The sequence below is a fragment of the Nonomuraea angiospora genome (assembly GCF_014873145.1).
Lineage (GTDB): Bacteria > Actinomycetota > Actinomycetes > Streptosporangiales > Streptosporangiaceae > Nonomuraea > Nonomuraea angiospora.
The window spans coordinates 11,100,813-11,117,126 of record NZ_JADBEK010000001.1; the positions used below are offsets into that span (position 1 = coordinate 11,100,813).

Below are 16,314 nucleotides of genomic sequence, written 5' to 3' on the forward strand. Positions count from 1 at the left end.
CCGTCGTTTCGGAAGCCAGGAGAAACTTTCATCGGCGGACCTCATCGACCGACCAGGCGAAATGACTCCCTGGGGTCGTGGCAACTGACACGCTTCATTGACACCCCATCAAAGTCACGCCGATACTTTCGCTACAACTCCGATAATTTCGGAACCGTCGCGAGGAGGAAGCACATGCTCATCGGCCGTGCCTGCGCCCTGGTCGTGGCGCTGGTCGTCGCCATCGTGATGCCGCCCGGCATCGCCAACGCGGCCCCCATAACCTCCAACCAGACCGGCACCAACAACGGCTACTTCTATTCGTTCTGGACCGACAGTGCCGGGTCGGTGTCCATGAACCTGGGATCCGGCGGCAATTACAGCACCTCATGGAGCAACACCGGCAATTTCGTCGCCGGTAAGGGCTGGAACCCCGGCGGGCGCAGGACCGTGAACTACTCGGGCAGCTTCAATCCGTCCGGCAACGCCTATCTGGCCCTCTACGGCTGGACGAGAAATCCGCTCGTGGAGTATTACGTCGTCGACAACTGGGGCACCTACCGGCCCACGGGCACGTACAAGGGCACGGTGACCAGCGACGGCGGCACGTACGACATCTACCAGACGACGCGGTACAACGCCCCCTCCATCGAAGGCACCAGAACCTTCAACCAGTACTGGAGCGTCCGGCAGTCGAAGAAGACGGGCGGAACCATCACCGCCGGCAACCACTTCGACGCCTGGGCCCGCTACGGCATGAGCCTGGGCAGCCACGACTACATGATCCTCGCGACCGAGGGATACCAGAGCAGCGGAAACTCCAACATCACGGTGGACGCCTCCTCCGGAGGAGGCGGCGGCGGTGGCAACCCCGGCGGCGGCTGCACCGCGTCGCTGTCCGCGGGACAGCAGTGGAGCGACCGCTACAACCTCAATGTCGCCGTCAGCGGCTCCAGCAACTGGACCGTGACGATGAACGTGCCGTCCCCGGCGAAGATCATCGCCACCTGGAACATCGCCGCCAGTTACCCCAGCGCCCAGGTGCTGACCGCCAAGCCCAACGGCAACGGCAACGGCAACAACTGGGGCGTGACGATCCAGCACAACGGCAACCAGACCTGGCCGACGGTCTCCTGCGGCGCCGGCTGACCGCCGGAAAGATCTTTCCGCGCCTGTCCCTCTCGACCATGAATGCCCGCTGGGTCACAATCGGCGCTGGTGCCACAAGCACGCTACAGAGCCACCACAGGCAAGGAGCGGGTCATGGTAGACGCGACCTTTGCAATCTTGGGCCCGGTGCGGGTGAGCTGGGCAGATGGCCGGCAGGCGCATCTCAGTGGCAAGCCGCGCGCCGTCCTCGCCAGCCTGCTGCTCAACGTCAACACGCTGGTGTCCAGGGAACGGCTGGTGGAGGCACTGTGGGAGAACCCTCCTGCCTCCGCCATCCCCAACCTGCAGACCTACATCGGCCAGCTCCGCAAGAGCCTGTCGCTCGGCGCGCGGCTGCTCACCAGGGAGACGGGCTACACCTTCGAGGCGCGCGCCGAGGAGGTGGACCTCCTGCAGTTCGAACAGGGGATCCGGCTGGCGCGGAAGGAGGCCGAAGCGGGTGACGTCCGCGCCGCCGTCGCCCAGTTCGAGAGGGCCCTGGGGATGTGGCGGGGCAAGCCCGCCGAAGGCACCAAGCTCTCCGGCCACATGCTCGCCCGCGTGACCGAGCTGGAAGAGCGGCTGGCCGTGGTCAGGCTGGACTGGGCCGAAGCGAAACTCGCCCTCGGCCGGCCCGCGGAGGTGATCGAGGACCTCCGCGCGTTCGTCGCCGACCAGCCGCTGCGCGAGCGCGCGTGGCGGCTGCTCATGCTCGCGCACTCGCGGGCGGGGCAGCGGGACAAGGCGCTGGAGGCCTTCCAGCGCGCCCGCTCGGTGCTCACCGACGAGCTGGGCCTGGAGCCCGGCGAGGAGCTCCAGCAGTTGCAGGCCGCCATCCTGGCCGGCACCACGCCCGTGAGCGGGCCCGCACCATGGACGCCGGTCTGCCGGCTCCCCTCGGACGTCAAGCATTTCAGCGGCAGGGAAGCCGAGCTGTTCGAGCTGGACGGGCTCCTCCCGCTCCCGGACGAGGCCCCGCCGCGCACCGCCACGACCTGCGTGATCACCGGCACCGGCGGGGTCGGAAAGACCGCGCTCGCCGCGCACTGGGCCCACACGGCACGCGACCGCTTCCCCGACGGCCAGCTCTATGTGGACCTGCGGGGGTTCAGCCCCGGCGCGACGCCCATGTCGCCGTCGGAGGCGGTGCGGATCCTGCTGGGGTTCCTCCACGTGCCGCACCACCGGATGCCCTCCGCCTTCGGCGAGCAGATCGGGCTCTACCGGAGCCTGCTGGCCGGCCGGCGGGTGCTCGTCCTCCTGGACAACGCCCGCGAACCGGACCAGGTGCGCCCCCTGCTGCCCCCGTCTCCGGAGGCCCTCACCCTGGTGACCAGCCGGACCGCGCTCACCGGCCTGATCGCGGCCGAGGGCGCCCACCTGCTGCGGCTCGCGCCGCTCTCCGACGCGCAGGCCGGCCAGCTGCTGAGACGCCGCCTGGGCCAGGACCGCATGGCGGCCGAACGCGAGGCGGTGGACGACATCATCAAGACGTGCGCGGGGTTGCCGCTGGCGCTCGGGATCGTCGCCGCGCGGGCCATCATCAACGCCGGGCTCCCCCTCACCGCGCTGGCGGACGAGCTCCAGGCCGAGCCCACCCGGCTGGACGCCCTGCAGACCGACGAGCTCAGCACCGACCTGCGGGAGGTCTTCGGCTCCTCCTATCGCGTGCTGGCTCCCGAGGCGGCCGAGACCTTCGCCCACCTGGGGCTCGTGCCGGGCCCGGACGCGAGCGTGCTCGCCGTCGCCGGCCTCATCGGCCGCCCCGTGGCGCACACCCGTACGCTGCTGCGCACCCTGGAAACCGCCCATCTGGTGGATCAGCACGTTCCCGGCCGGTACCGGATGCACGACCTCGTCCGCCTCTACGCCATCGACCGCGCCCGCCTCGACCTGAGCGCGCAGGCCCGTGCCGATGGCGTGCGCCGCCTCGTGGACTTCTACCTGCACACCTCGTACGCCGCCGACCGCCTGCTCTCCCCGCGCCGGCGCAACGCCATCCGGATGGAGCCGCCGGCTCCAGGCTCCCTGACGGAAGCCCTGGCGGACGTGGCGGCGGCCCAGGCGTGGTTCAAGGCCGAGCACGCCTGCCTGCTCGCCGCCCAGCGGCTGGCGGCCGAGCACGATCTCCATGACCCCGTGTGGCAGCTGGCCTGGACGCTCGACACCTTCCACCTGGGCCACAACCTGCTCCAGAACTGTGTCTCGGCCTGGCGCCTGGCGTCCGGCGCCGTCGAGCACCTGACCGATCCGGCCGCCCATGCCCTGGTCCACCAGCTGCTCGGCCGCGCCTGCACCCGGGCGGGGCTGCACGCGGAGTCGCTGTCCCATTTCGCCGAGGCCCTCGCCCGGTACGAGCAGCTCGGAGACGTCGCCGGGCAGGCCTATGTCCGCCATACGCTCGCGCTGGCGTGGGGCCACCGGGGCGAGCCCGCGCGGGCGCTGGTCCAGCTGGAGCACGCCCTGCGGCTGTACCAGGACATCGACGACGCCATGGGGGAGGCCAACGCGCTCAACTCCCTGGGGTGGGCCACCGCGATGGTCGGCGACTTCACCAGGGCCCAGGAGCACTGCGAGCGGGCGCTGGCCCTGCTCCGCAGCCACGGCGACCGCAACGGCGAGGCGGCCACCCTCGACAGTCTCGGCTACATCGCCCACCACACCGGGCGTCACGCCCGGGCCCTCGACTACTACCGCGAGGCCCTGACGTTGCGGCGGGAGACCGGCAACGTCAGCCAGGAGGCCGACACGCTCCTCCACCTCGGCGACACCCACCACGCCCTCGGCCAGGACGACGAGGCCGCCCGGACCTGGGGCCAGGCCCTGGCCATCTACCAGGACCAGCACCGCACCGAGCAGTCGAAGCAGGTGCGGGAGCGGCTCGAGGCCCTGGGAGCGAGATCCTCCTAGAGGGCGGGCGGGGCCGGCTGGAGGGGCTGTTCGGTCCAGATGCACTTGCCGGAGTCGGTGTAGCGGGTGCCCCAGCGGTGGGAGATCGCGGAGACGAGCTGGAGCCCGCGGCCGCCCTCGTCGGTGTCGGCGGCGCGGCGGATGCGGGGCGTGGTCAGGCTGCCGTCGGAGACCTCGCAGGTGAGCACGGCGCTGCGGAGCAGGCGCAGGTGGATGGGGCCCTTGGCGTGGCGGACGACGTTGCCGACCAGCTCGCTGGCCAGCAGCTCGGTGGTCATCGACAGGTCGTCCAGGTGCCAGGCGCTGAGCTGGGCGCGGACGTGTTCGCGGGCCTCGCCGGCGGCCTTGGGGTGTTCGGGCAGCGGCCAGGTGGCCATGTCGTCCTTCGGCAGCGCATGGGTGCGGACGACCAGCAGGGCGGCGTCGTCGGCGGTGCCCTGCCGGCCGGGCAGCAGGGTGGCGGTGAGGCTGTCGCACAGGGATTCCAGGCATTCGGCGCAGTGCAGCGGGGCCGCTTCCCGGTCCTGGTGCCGGCACGCCGCCACCGGCGGGATCCCGGGGACCGCGTCGCCCAGCGCCTTGGCGAGATCGGCGATGCCCTGGTCGATGTCGAGGGTGGCGGATTCGACCAGGCCGTCGGTGTACAGCACCAGCAGGCTGCCTTCGGGCAGCTCCATCCGCACGGTGTCGAAGGGCGGGGTGGCGGCGCCGAGGGGCGAGTTCGGATCGGCGTCGGGGAAGTGGACGGCGCCGTCGGGGTGGACGACGGCGGGCGGCGGATGGCCGGCGCGGGTGACCACGCAGGAGCGGGTGGTGGCGTCGTAGACCAGGTACAGGCAGGTGGCGTAGAAGTCGTCGCCGAGGTCGCTGACCACCTCGTTGAGGTGGGTGAGCAGCTCGTCGGGAGGCAGCTCCAGGTCGGCCAGGGTGCGGACCGCCGTACGCAGGCGGCCCATGGTGGCCGCCTCGGCCACGCCGTGCCCCATGACGTCGCCGATGACGATGGCGACCCGGTCCGCCGACAGCGGGATGACGTCGTACCAGTCGCCGCCCACCTCCATGTCCTTGCCGGCGGGCAGGTAGCGGGCCGCGGCGGTGACCGCGGGCACGCTGGGCAGCCCGCGGGGGAGCAGCCCGCGCTGCAGCTCCTGGGCGCGCGCGTGCTCCCGGTCGTACAGGCGGGCCCGTTCCATGGCCTGGGCGATCAGCCCGCTGAGCGTGGTCAGCAGGTTGCGCTCCTCGCCTGTGAACTGGCGCGGCTCGGCGAAGGAGACGACACAGCTGCCGACGGGGCGTCCCGAGGCGATCATCGGCAGGAAGGCCCACGCCTTCTTGCCGCCCGCCGCCGGCAGGTCGGCCGTCTCGGGGTAGCGCTCGATGTACTCCTCGACCGAGTTGATGAACAGAGGCGTGCGCTCCCGCAGGGTTTGAGAGATCGGGAGCCCCGCGGTGGCGGGGATCCGGGTCACCCGGTCGACGAACTCCTGCGAGTACCCGGTGAACCCGACCGGCCGCAGGTGGTCGCCCTCCAGGAAGGTGAGCATGAGACCGGCGGCGTCGAACGCCGGCAGGATGTGCTCGGCGGAGGCGTCGAAGACGTCCCGCACGGTGACCGCCTCGGCCAGCGCCCTGGTCAGCTGCCTGATGCGGGCGGAGCGCCCCTGGGCCGCGCGTTCGGTGTGACCCGTCTGCTGCTCGGCGACCGCCTCGAGGTCGTCATGGGTCTTGGTGATGTCCCACAGCGTGCCGACCATGCGCGCCGGCTCGCCGTTCTCGTCGACCAGCAACCGGCCGCGGGCCCGTACCCAGACGTTCGTCCCGTCCGGGCGGCGCACCCGGTACTCGGTGCTGTACATCCTGCCCGCGCGGATCGCCTCGTCGATGTCGGTCAGCACCCACGGCAGATCCTCGGGGTGGACCAGGGCCATCCAGGTCTCGATGCGTCCGTCGAAGGTGCCCGGCTCGATGCCGAGCAGCGTCAGCATCGCGTCGTTCCAGATGGCGTCCCCCGTCCGGATGTCCCAGTCCCACGTGCCGATGGTCTCCAGGTGCCGCGGCAGGTGCGAGCCGGCCGACCGGCCCCGCCCGCCCATGGGTCCCGCGCCGGGCGGTGGCGCGGAGGACCGGCCCAGGCGCTCGCCCACCCATCGGCTCAGCAGGTCGAGGAAGGCTCGTTGACCGGGCGAGAGCTCGTGCGAGGAGGCCGTCACGATCGACAGCGCGCCGAGCGGCCCGCCGGGGCCGAGCAGCGGGACGGCCGTCATCGCCGTGCCGACCGGCCAGGACCGCGCCTCGTCCGTGGCGGAGCCCTGCTGGGGGATGCCGGCGGCGACGTTGGCCATGGGGACCCGGACGGACGCGGCGGTCCGGAACGCGCGTGCCGGGGCGAGCGGGCCGTTGCCGTCGACGCGCTCCCACGCGCGGGTGAGCACGGGGGGTAGCCCGCTGGTTACGGCGAGACGCAGCCCGCCGCCGTGACCGGGGCTGCCGAGGTGCGCCATCCCGCCCAGCCCGGCAAGGTCGGCCACCGCCTGCTCGAGCGCGAACCGCAGGAGCTCGATCCCCCACAGATCGTCGTCGACCTCCGCGAGCAGCCGTCTTCGCTCCTCGGAAACCTGGCCCGCCGACCCGGTCCGCGGACCCTGCGCACGCTGTTCGCCCATCCCATCCCCTTACCACGTCGCCGGGGTCATCAGCGTTGATTTGGGGGAAAACTGTTCTTATTGGGGTATATGTCCTGAGTATAACTACCCAGAACGCACGACTCCTTGAGGTGCGGGGCGCCCCGCGGCATGCGAGCATCCAGACGGGGTCGCGACCCCCGGATGATGAGCCGGTCTCTGGAGGGCTGAGGGAAGCGTGCTGCGAGTCGAGTTCGGCGTGCTGGGGGAGATCTGCGCCTGGGCCGGCGGCCAGGCGATCGAGCTGGGGCCGGCCAGGCAGCGGAGCGTGCTGGCGGCGCTGCTGGTGAAGGTCAACCAGCCGGTGTCCCTCGACCAGCTGACCGACTGCGTGTGGGGGGAGGATCCGCCCCGGCGGCCGGCCGCGACCCTGCAGAGCTACCTGTCCCGGCTGCGTACGTCCCTGCCGGCGGCCTGGGACGGCGGCATCCGCCGCAGCGGCGGCGGCTACCTGCTGCGGGCCGACGAGAGCGCGGTGGACCTGCACCGCTTCCACGACCTGCGCGACCGGGCCCGCGCGAGCGACGACGCCACCGCCGAACGCCTGTACGAGCAGGCGCTGGACCTGTGGCGCGGCGAGCCCTTCGCCGACCTGGACACCTCGTGGGCGCGGGCGCAGCGGCACGTCCTGCAGGGCGAGCGGCTGGCCGCGCGCCTGGCCTACCACGACGTACGGCTGCGCCGCGGCGGCCACGCCGCCCTCCTCGGCACCCTGGAGTCCCTGGCGGCCGAACACCCGCTGGACGAGCGGCCGGCCGCCCAGCTGATCCTCGCCCTGTACCGCAGCGGCCGCCAGGGCGAGGCCTTCCAGCAGTACGAGCGGATCCGCAAGCGGCTGGCCGCCGACCTCGGCGTGGACCCCGGCCCTGACCTGCGGCTCCTGCACCACCAGATGCTCACCGCCGCGGTGGCGCCCGCCCCCGCCGAACCCGCCCCGGCGCCTCCCGCCCCTGGGCCCCCACCCGCCCGGGCCGTGGTGCCGCGACAGCTGCCCGCGCCGCCGCCGGTGTTCGTCGGACGCCCGCGCGAGCTGGCCACCCTGGACGACGCGCTGACCGGCGACGGCGGGGACCGGGTGGCGATGATCTCCGCCATCGGCGGGTACGGCGGCATCGGCAAGACCTGGCTGGCCCTGTACTGGGCGCACCACCACGTGGACCGCTTCCCGGACGGGCAGATCTACCTGGACCTGCGCGGATTCGACGCCGCGAACGCGCCCATGCCGGTGGAGACGGCCCTGCGCCTGCTGATCGGCGCGCTCGGCGCGGATCCCGCCGCCGTCCCGCGGCGGCCGGAGGAGCAGACCGCGCTCTACCGCAGCCTGACGGCCCGCAAACGCCTGCTGATCGTGCTCGACAACGCCCGCGACAGCGCCCAGGTCGTCCCGCTGCTGCCGGGCACGCCCTCCTGCACCGTGCTGGTCACCAGCCGTAACCAGCTCCCCGGGCTGATCGCCGGCCACGACGCCCGCCACGTGCCGCTGGACGTGCTCGACGCCGCCGAAGCCCGCCGGCTGCTGCTGCACCACCTGGGGCCCGAGCGGGTCGACGCCGAGCCGGAGGCCGTGGCCGCCCTGGTCGAGCGCTGCGCAGGGCTGCCGCTGGCGCTGAGCATCATCGCGGCCCGCGCCCTGATGAGCCCGTGGCTGCCGCTCGCGTCCCTGGCCGAGGAGCTGCGCGCGGAGTCCACCCGGCTCGACGCGCTGGACGCCGGCGAGCTGTCGGCCGACCTGCGGACCGTGTTCGCCGCGTCGTACCGCGCGCTGGAGCCGGAGGCGGCCCGGCTGTTCCGATTATTGGCCCTGCACCCCGGACCGGACCTCCCGCCGCCCGCCGCGGCCAGCCTCATGGGCACGGACGCCCGGCGGCCCATGGCCGGGCTGGTCCGCGCGCACCTGGTCACCGAGCACGCCCCCGGCCGCTTCGCCGTCCACGACCTGCTGCGCGACTACGCGGCCGAACGGGCGTACGCCGAGGACAGCGAGGCCGAGCGCGACGCGGCGCTGCGCCGCCTGCTCGACCACTACCTGCACACCGCCCACGCGGCGGCCCTGCTGTTCTACCCGAACCGGCGGGCGATCCAGCTGACCGAACCCCTCGCCCCCGGCGCCGTCCCGGTCGTCCCGCGCGATCACCAGCAGGCCGCCGGCTGGCTCGCCGCCGAGAGCCAGGCGCTGCTGTGGGCGGTCAGGCGGGCCGCCGACGCCGGGCTGGCCACGCACGCCTGGCAGCTGGCCTGGTCGCTGGCCGACTACCTCAACCGCCAGGGGCGCTGGCAGGACATCCTCACCACGCAGCAGGCCGCCCTGGAGGCCGCCCGGGACCAGGGCGACCTCGTCGGACAGTGCCGGGCGCACCAGACCATCGCCCGCACCCACCTGCGGCTCGGCCGCTACGACGACGCCCGCGTCCAGCTCGATCACGCGCTCGACCTGTCCACCCGGCTCGGCGACCTGGCCCTCCAGGCCCGCGCGAACCACAGCCTCACCATGGTGTTCAGCGCTCAGGAACGCCACGGCGAGGCCCTGGTCCACGCCCAGCGGGCGCTCGAACTGTACCGGGACCTGGGCGACAAGAGCAGCACCGCCGACATCCTCAACTCCGTCGGCTGGGAGCACGCCGAACTCGGGCACCACCGCGAGGCCATCGACCACTGCGAGCAGGCCGTCGCCCTGTACGAGTCGCTCGGCGACCCGTACGGCCAGGCGGCCGCCCTGGACAGCCTGGGCTACGCCCACCACCGCGCCGGCGACCACGACCGGGCCGCCGGCCGCTACCGGCACGCGCTGCGGCTGTTCCGGGAGGTGGGGGACCGCGTGGAGGAGGCGGTGTGCCTGGTCAACCTCGGCGACACCCACCGCTCCGCCGGTGACGAGGCGGCCGCCCGCCGGGAGTGGCGGGCCGCGCTGGACATCCTCGACGAGCTCGACCGGCCCGGCGACGATCCGGTACGGAGCAGGCTCGCCGCCCGCCTCGGCGACCGCTGACGGCTCAGGCCCGCCGCCGGCCTCGGCCTTCACCGGGGACCGCTGACAGCCCAGGCCGGGACCGGATCACCCGCTCACGGTGGACGTCCTCAGCTTCGGGTCGGCGGCGATCTCGGCCTCGGTGAAACGCTCGGTGACCCACTGGCCGCGCGAGAACAGGACCGTCTGGTCGGTGTGGTGCGGCGAGCTGGGGTCGGCCGAGAGCGAATAGGTGAGGATGGTCCGCGTACGCGGCCCGGCGGGGGTGAGCTCGACGGCCATCATGAAGGTCGAGCCGGTGTCCACCTCCGGGTAGCGCCCGTCCGTGCCGAGGATGCCGCGCATGCGTACCCTGTCGAAACAGCCCTCCCCTTCGGTGCAGCCGGGGATCGGGACCGAGTGGTAGCGCTGCGCCTGGCCCGGGGTGAGCGTCAGAGGGAGGTCGCCGGCCCGGAAGGCGGCCACGGCGTCGGCCAGGGCCAGCCGCACCACCGGGTCGTCGCTCTTGAGACCCCGGGGGGTGGCCAGCGGGCGCGCGGGATCGAACGGCACCCGCCACGGGCTGAAGACGGGCTCTCCCGGCTCGGTGGGCCGCCCCAGCCGCTCGAAGAACTCGCGCCACAGGATGGCCCCCTGGCCGTCCAGGGTGGCCCGCCCGTTCCACTTGAGCAGCGTCCGGCAGGCCTCGCGCACGTCCACCCGCTTGCCGCCGGACGCGGTCAGGGTGCTGTCACGGCACAGCTTCGGCAGGTCCGGGCGCATGAGCTCGAAGGTGTGGTTGCGCTTGCCCTGCACGGTGGCCTGCAGCGTCTCCAGGGTGAAGCCGGGGGCGCCGAGCCCGTCGGAGCCGGACAGCCGCTGGGCGATCATGTCCAGGCTGACGCGGGGGCGCGGCTCCAGCTCGGTACGCGCCTTGCCGAACGCGAGCGGATAGCCGGTCAGCGGCGCCGACGGGTTCGTCATCCAGAAGGTGTTGTTGGAGTTGGCCACGTAGTCGGCGCGGGTCAGCCTCGGCCGGCCGCCCGGCCCGAATATGCCGGGCACGACGGCGTCGCGGTCCTCGCCCCACAGGCAGGCGGAGGTCGAGCCGTCCAGGACGTACTCCTCCAGGCCCGGGATGGGGGAGGGCTTGCCGCACCGCTCAGCCTGGGCGTCGGTGACATGGGGGACCATCGAGGTGTCGGCGAAGTAGGCGCTCCCGCCGACGTCGGTGGCGAGCGTGTGGACGAACGGCATGCCCTGGTAGGTGCTCTGGGCGGCGCGCAGCTGGGTGAGGTTCCGCGCCCTGCCCATCGCCAGCCACTCGTCGGCCGCGCGCAGGTTGTCGGCGTTGGCGTCGGCCAGCGCGTAGGCGACCTTGCCGCTCTGCCCGGCGGCCAGCACCGGGCCGTAGCGCGAGGTGTAGAGCGTGTGGTCCACGACGGTGCCGTCCTGCAGGGTGACCTGCACCTCCTGGCGGCCCATCGGCTCGGTCCGGCCGTCCACCCGATAGCTGGCGCGGTCCGCGAGGTCGAGCCGGTAGAGGGTGAAGCGCTGGGCGTGGGAGACCGTGTGGGTCCAGGCCATGGTCGCGTTGTGACCGATCTGGACGACGGGCGTGCCGTACAGGCTGCCGCCGGAGACGTCGAGCACGCCGGGGATGGTCAGCTGCACCTGGTAGAAGCGGCGGATCCCGTTCCAGGGGAAGTGCGGGTCGGCCAGCACCATGCCGTGGCCGTCGCGGGTCGCCCGGCGGCCGAGCGCCCAGGCGTTGCTGCCCGCGGCGGGCCTGCGCTCCGGCCCCTCTGATTCGGACTCGGCCTCGGCCTTCCCGACGACGTACTCCTTCATCCCGGCGATGCCGACCATCCGGCTGAGGTCGAGCAGGTTGTTCCACATGTCGGTCGCGGTGATGGGGCCGACCCAGGCCTTGCCCCGGCAGGTGGGATCCGGCAGGTTCGCCACGCCGGTCCGCTCCAGATAGCGGTTGTACCCGGCGACGTAGCCGTCCACGAGCCGGCGCAGCTCCTCGCTCGGGCCCAGCGGCGATCGCCGGGCCAGCAGCCGGGGCACCACGCCGGAGTCGGCGACGCTCTTGTAGTAGACGTCGCTGACCAGGTTGGCGACCGGGCGGACCGGGTCGTCGGACTTCGCCTGCGGGCCGAAGTAGCGGGACCGCTCGCCCCGCAGCGTCACCACCCAGGAGGCCAGCACGCAGAGGTTGTCCTGGGCGAAGGCGTAGCCGTACCCGAATCCGAGTCCGCCGTAGTCCTTGGCGGAGATGTGGGGGATGCCGTACTCGGTGCGCCGGATCTCGGCCGAGTAGCGGCCGTCGTCCGCCAGGGCCGGCGCGTCGGTGCGCGCCACCACCAGGACGGCGGCGACCAGGGCCGGCGCGATCAGCGCGGCCGATCTCAGCTTCATCGCAACTCCTATTCGAAACGCGCGTTGTCGGGCGCGGTCATGCGTCTGAGCAGCGGGAGGGCGGTGAGGATCACCAGGAGGGAGGCGGCCAGGCCGCCGCCGAGGCAGGCGAAGTAGACGGGCCCGGGCATCGCCGGCGAGGCGCCCTTCATCGCGAGCTGGCCGATGGCCGGCTCGGCCACGGCGAAGCCGGCGCCGGCGGCGAGCACGGCGGCCAGGACGAGCGGCAGCGCCGACTCCAGCAGCACCACCGTGGCCAGGGTCCGCGCGGGCGTGCCGGCCAGCCGCAGCAGCGTGAACGGCTGCCTGCGCTCCACCAGGCCGCCGCCGACCGCCACCACGAGGCTGCAGCCGCCCGCGACCAGGGTGAGCGCGACCATGGCCAGCGCGATGCTCTCCGCGCGGGTGTAGAGGTCGGCCCTGACCTGGGCGATCTCGGCGAAGGTCATCGGCGCTTGCGCGGAGTGGCCGGCCACCAGGGTACGCAGCCGCTCCAGCGTGGCCCCGTCGCCCGTACGGATCATGACGGCCATCAGATCGAGCCCGTCGGCGGAGGCGGCCTCGCTGGCCGGTCCGGCCAGCGGGAGGAGCTTGTCGACGGTGAGGGGGTTGTCGGCGCCGACGACGCGGTCGAACCGGCCCAGCACGGCCCGCGCGCCCTCGGGGCACCGGCCGAGCATGGGGAAATGGGCCAGGTCGGAGCACTCGACGACGGAGGTCGCGGGCGGCGAGCCGTCGGGCGGCGGGCGCAGGCTCTCCAGATCCGCCCTGGCGTAGATCGGCAGCACGTCCACGCCGGGCCGGGCACGGACCTGGGCGAGCAGGTCCGCCGCCGCCCGCGGCGACAGGCTCGCGATGCCCGGCCGCCAGAGCGTGGCGCCCAGCACGTCGTTGAGCGTGCCGCCGGCCACGGCCCGCTGGCCCGCGACCACCGTGGGCACGACGGCCGCGATCGCCGTACCGATGAACACCGCCAGCACCAGCCCGCTCACCGACCTGAACGCGGTCTTCGGGTCGGCGGCCAGGCGCTGGGCGGCCAGCAGCGTCGCCGCGCCACGGGTCAGCCGGGCGGCCAGGCGCGCGCCGAGCATCGTCAGCCACGGCCCGGCCAGCACGAGCCCCACCATGACGAGCGCGATCCCCGCGTTGGCCAGCAGGGTGTCGGGTTTGCCGTCCTTGAACGCCGGGCCCGCGAACAGCCCCAGCCCGGCGAGCAGCGGGATCACCCGCCACGCCCTCGGTGGCGGCGGGGCGGACTTCCTGGCCACGCCGAGCGGCGAGATCCGCACCCGGCGCAGCGACCACAGGGCGGCGCCCGCCGCGACGAGGGGCACGCAGGCGATCACGGCCGCGTACTGCCAGGGGCTCGGGACGGCCAGCTCGGGGAAGAAGCGCGAACCGGTGATCCGGATCCCGGCCACGGCCGGCCGTACCAGCTGGAAGAGCACGACGCCGGCCAGCGCGCCGAGCAGCGCGCCCAGCGCGGCGTCCACCGCGGCCAGGATGTTGATCTGCCGGGAGGTGGCGCCGACCAGCCGGATCGCCGCGAAGCGCGTCTCGCGGCGGGCGGCGGCCAGCCGGGTGGCAGTGCCCACCAGCACCAGCACCGGGACGATCAGCCCGACGGCGGCGATGCCGAACCCGAACCGGTAGACGTCCGCGCTCTGGTCGACCGCCGGCTCGGTCGCGACCGTGTCGACCTGCCGGGTGCCGGTCATGGCGGCGACCTGCTGCGGCGTTCCGCCCACCACGATGACCAGCTCGTCGGGCCCGGACAGCGCGGCCCGGCCGATCAGGCCCGCCCGCGTCCCGGGGAAGCGGGCGGCGAGTTGCTCGCGCGGCGCCGAGTCCAGCAGCCCGGCCAGCGCGGGCGAGGCGTAGTACTGGCCGGGGCCGGGCATGCGGGACAGGCCGGGGATGACCGGCGCCCGGTCGCCGAGCGCGGCGGCGTCGAGCCTGGTGATGGTCCGGCCCGCGTAGAAGTCCTCGCGCAGGTTCCACAGGGCGCCGCCGGTGGCGCCCAGGGCCCAGCCGCTGGGCGCGGTGCCGCGCGTGCACTCCCAGCAGGGCCGCTCGCCGGTGGCCTGGAAGGCGTTGAACAGCGACAACGTCGCCAGCAGCACCCCGACGCCGGCCGCCACCCCGGCCACGATCAGCGCCAGCCGGGCCGCCGTCTCCCTGCCGCTGCGCAGCGACAGCCGCAGTCCCAGCAGGATCACCGCAGGACCCCGGCGTACGGGTCGGTCACCTTGCCGTCGCGCACCACGACCTCGCGGTCGGCGCAGGCGGCCACCCGGGCGTCGTGCGTCACCACGATCACGGTGGCGCCCTCCTCGCGGGCCAGGCCGACCAGCAGGTCCATCACGTGCTCGCCCGTGAGCGAGTCGAGCGCGCCGGTCGGCTCGTCGGCGAAGACGACACGCGGCCCCGTCACCAGCGCCCGCGCGATGGCCACCCGCTGCGCCTGCCCGCCCGACAGCTCCCCGGTACGCCGGCCACCCAGCCCGGCCAGCTCCAGCCGCTCCAGCCAGGACGCGGCCCGCGCGTATGCCTGCTTGCGCCGGGTACGGCCGAGCAGCAGCGGCAGCGCCACGTTGTCGGCCACCGTCAGCTCGGGCACGAGCTGGCCGAACTGGAAGACGAACCCGAAGGCGGTGCGCCGCAGCTCGCTGCGGCGGCCGTCGTCCAGCGTGTCGAGCCGCCGCCCGTCGAACCAGACCTCGCCGGTGTCCGGGGTGAAGATCCCCGCCAGGCAGTGCAGCAGCGTCGACTTGCCGGAACCGCTGGGCCCCATGATGGCCAGGACCTCGCCCGCGGCCACCGACAGGCCGGCCTCCCGCAGCGCGGGCGTGCTGCCGAAGGAGCGGCTGATGCCCTCGGCCCGCAGCAGCGCGTTGACGATCATCGTTCGCGCACCGTTTCCGCCAGCGCCCCCAGCCTGGCCTGGGTGACGTCGATCCAGCGCAGGTCGGCCTCCAGCCGGAACAGGGCATGGTCGGCGAGGAGCGTGTCGATCAGCGCGCCGCCGCGCTTGACCTCCGACAGCTCCCGCATGCGCCGCAGATGCGTGGCCCGCTGGGCGTCGAGGTAGCCCGCCGCGTCGCGGCCCAGCATCAGCGCCAGCACGACCTTCGTGAACAGCACCGTCTGCAGGTACGGCTCGGCCGCGACCGGCTCGGCCAGCCACCTCTCGACCTCGCTCCGGCCGACCGGGGTGATGGCATAGCGCTTGCGGTCCGGGCCGTCGCCCGGCTCGCTCTGCCCGGCGGCGATCTTGCCGTCCCTGGCCAGGCGGGCGAGCGTGGAGTACACCTGGCCGAACGGCAGGGACTTGCCCCCGCCGAAGTAGGTGTCGTAGTCGCGTTTCAGGTCGTAACCATGGCTCGGCTCCCGCTCCAGGAGGCCGAGCAGCGCAAGGGGAACGCTCATGCCCGGAGACTATACTCTGAGGGTATATCCGCGAGGTATAAATGCCCGAGCCCGCCGGATAGTCGGCCCCGCCGCCGGTTCTAGAGCCGGATGCTGATCTGCGCGCCGTGCTCCCGGAATCCGAGCGCGCGGGCGACGCGCCGCGACGGCTCCGGACGTGCCCGCCACTGCGGCAGCAGCCCGATCGCCAGCGCGTCGGCGACCGCCGCGGAGGCCGCCAGGCGGGCCAGCCCCCGGCCGCGGCACGGCGGCGCGGTCAGCACGCTCACGTGCGCGGCCGTGTCCAGCCAGGGGCGGAAGCCGGCGGCGGCGATGACGTCCCCGCCCTCGCGGACGGCGTACGCGGCCGAGGCGATCTCCGCCAGGCCGGACTCGTCCGCCTCCTCCTCCGGCACCGAGGCCAGCAGGGCCCGGATCGCCGGGTGATCGGCCGGCAGGCGTTCGACCTCGGCGACGGGCGGGGCTGCGACGAAGTCACCGGCGTCGAGGTAGGCCAGCGTCGCCGGGCCCAGGACGTCCAGGACCGGCAGGCGCGCCGGGAGCCGGGCCAGGCCGGCGTCGCCGAGGCCCGGCAGGGCGTTCCGCACCGGCCCGGCCAGGCCGGCGCTGGGCACGGTGACCAGGATCGCCCCGCCCAGCGCGACGGCGCCCGTCCATCCCGGCGGGCACAACGACGACCCGGGCGACACCACGACCTTCACGTCCCCGCTCGCGGGAAACGTGACGGGCGTGCCTGCCAGGGCCGCCCACAGGTCACGCGCCCGGTCCAGCGCACTCCTCGGCATCCTCCGATGATCG

Annotated in this window: 9 protein-coding genes; 3 read left to right on the forward strand and 6 right to left on the reverse strand. The window is 73.6% G+C overall.

Annotation, left to right across the window (positions count from 1 at the left end):
* The first annotated feature begins 174 nt into the window (after positions 1-174).
* Positions 175-1,128 carry a glycoside hydrolase family 11 protein gene (locus H4W80_RS50885; protein WP_225964126.1) on the forward strand — a complete coding sequence of 318 codons (954 nt, stop codon included), beginning with the start codon at positions 175-177 and terminating at the stop codon, positions 1,126-1,128.
* Positions 1,129-1,281: 153 nt separating this feature from the next.
* The gene (locus tag H4W80_RS50890) at positions 1,282-4,038 is read left to right on the forward strand and encodes an AfsR/SARP family transcriptional regulator (RefSeq protein ID WP_192791643.1); all 2,757 of its coding nucleotides are present in this window, start codon (positions 1,282-1,284) and stop codon (positions 4,036-4,038) included.
* On the opposite strand, the gene H4W80_RS50895 is transcribed toward H4W80_RS50890, so the two are convergent.
* On the reverse strand, positions 4,035-6,701 hold the full coding sequence (locus tag H4W80_RS50895; protein WP_192791644.1) for a SpoIIE family protein phosphatase: 2,667 nt from the start codon (positions 6,699-6,701) through the stop codon (positions 4,035-4,037). The genes H4W80_RS50890 and H4W80_RS50895 overlap by 4 nt on opposite strands.
* Positions 6,702-6,897: 196 nt before the next feature.
* Between H4W80_RS50895 and H4W80_RS50900 the strand changes: the two genes are divergently transcribed.
* Entirely contained in the window at positions 6,898-9,705 is a 2,808-nt protein-coding gene (locus H4W80_RS50900; RefSeq protein WP_318787449.1) for an AfsR/SARP family transcriptional regulator, read from the forward strand.
* A gap of 66 nt (positions 9,706-9,771) precedes the next feature.
* On the opposite strand, the gene H4W80_RS50905 is transcribed toward H4W80_RS50900, so the two are convergent.
* From H4W80_RS50905 to H4W80_RS50925, 5 genes are all read right to left on the reverse strand, one after another.
* The gene (locus tag H4W80_RS50905) at positions 9,772-12,087 is read right to left on the reverse strand and encodes a penicillin acylase family protein (RefSeq protein ID WP_192791645.1); all 2,316 of its coding nucleotides are present in this window, start codon (positions 12,085-12,087) and stop codon (positions 9,772-9,774) included.
* 8 nt (positions 12,088-12,095) lie between these two features.
* Positions 12,096-14,306, reverse strand: a complete 2,211-nt coding sequence (locus H4W80_RS50910; protein WP_192791646.1) for an FtsX-like permease family protein — start codon at positions 14,304-14,306, stop codon at positions 12,096-12,098.
* On the reverse strand, positions 14,303-14,992 hold the full coding sequence (locus tag H4W80_RS50915; RefSeq protein ID WP_192791647.1) for an ABC transporter ATP-binding protein: 690 nt from the start codon (positions 14,990-14,992) through the stop codon (positions 14,303-14,305). Before H4W80_RS50915 ends, H4W80_RS50910 begins: the two co-directional genes overlap by 4 nt.
* Positions 14,989-15,516 carry a PadR family transcriptional regulator gene (locus tag H4W80_RS50920; protein ID WP_192791648.1) on the reverse strand — a complete coding sequence of 176 codons (528 nt, stop codon included), beginning with the start codon at positions 15,514-15,516 and terminating at the stop codon, positions 14,989-14,991. The genes H4W80_RS50915 and H4W80_RS50920 overlap by 4 nt, the downstream gene beginning before the upstream one ends.
* Positions 15,517-15,596: 80 nt before the next feature.
* Positions 15,597-16,301 carry a GNAT family N-acetyltransferase gene (locus H4W80_RS50925; protein WP_192791649.1) on the reverse strand — a complete coding sequence of 235 codons (705 nt, stop codon included), beginning with the start codon at positions 16,299-16,301 and terminating at the stop codon, positions 15,597-15,599.
* Positions 16,302-16,314 lie beyond the last annotated feature (13 nt).

What these genes read in the sequence shown, in the direction of transcription:
- H4W80_RS50885 (WP_225964126.1), top strand. Translation starts at nt 175, where the DNA reads ATGCTCATCGGCCGTGCCTGCGCCCTGGTCGTGGCGCTGGTCGTCGCC.
- H4W80_RS50895 (WP_192791644.1), bottom strand. Translation starts at nt 6,701, where the DNA reads ATGGGCGAACAGCGTGCGCAGGGTCCGCGGACCGGGTCGGCGGGCCAG.
- H4W80_RS50905 (WP_192791645.1), bottom strand. Translation starts at nt 12,087, where the DNA reads ATGAAGCTGAGATCGGCCGCGCTGATCGCGCCGGCCCTGGTCGCCGCC.
- H4W80_RS50915 (WP_192791647.1), bottom strand. Translation starts at nt 14,992, where the DNA reads ATGATCGTCAACGCGCTGCTGCGGGCCGAGGGCATCAGCCGCTCCTTC.
- H4W80_RS50920 (WP_192791648.1), bottom strand. Translation starts at nt 15,516, where the DNA reads ATGAGCGTTCCCCTTGCGCTGCTCGGCCTCCTGGAGCGGGAGCCGAGC.
- H4W80_RS50925 (WP_192791649.1), bottom strand. Translation starts at nt 16,301, where the DNA reads ATGCCGAGGAGTGCGCTGGACCGGGCGCGTGACCTGTGGGCGGCCCTG.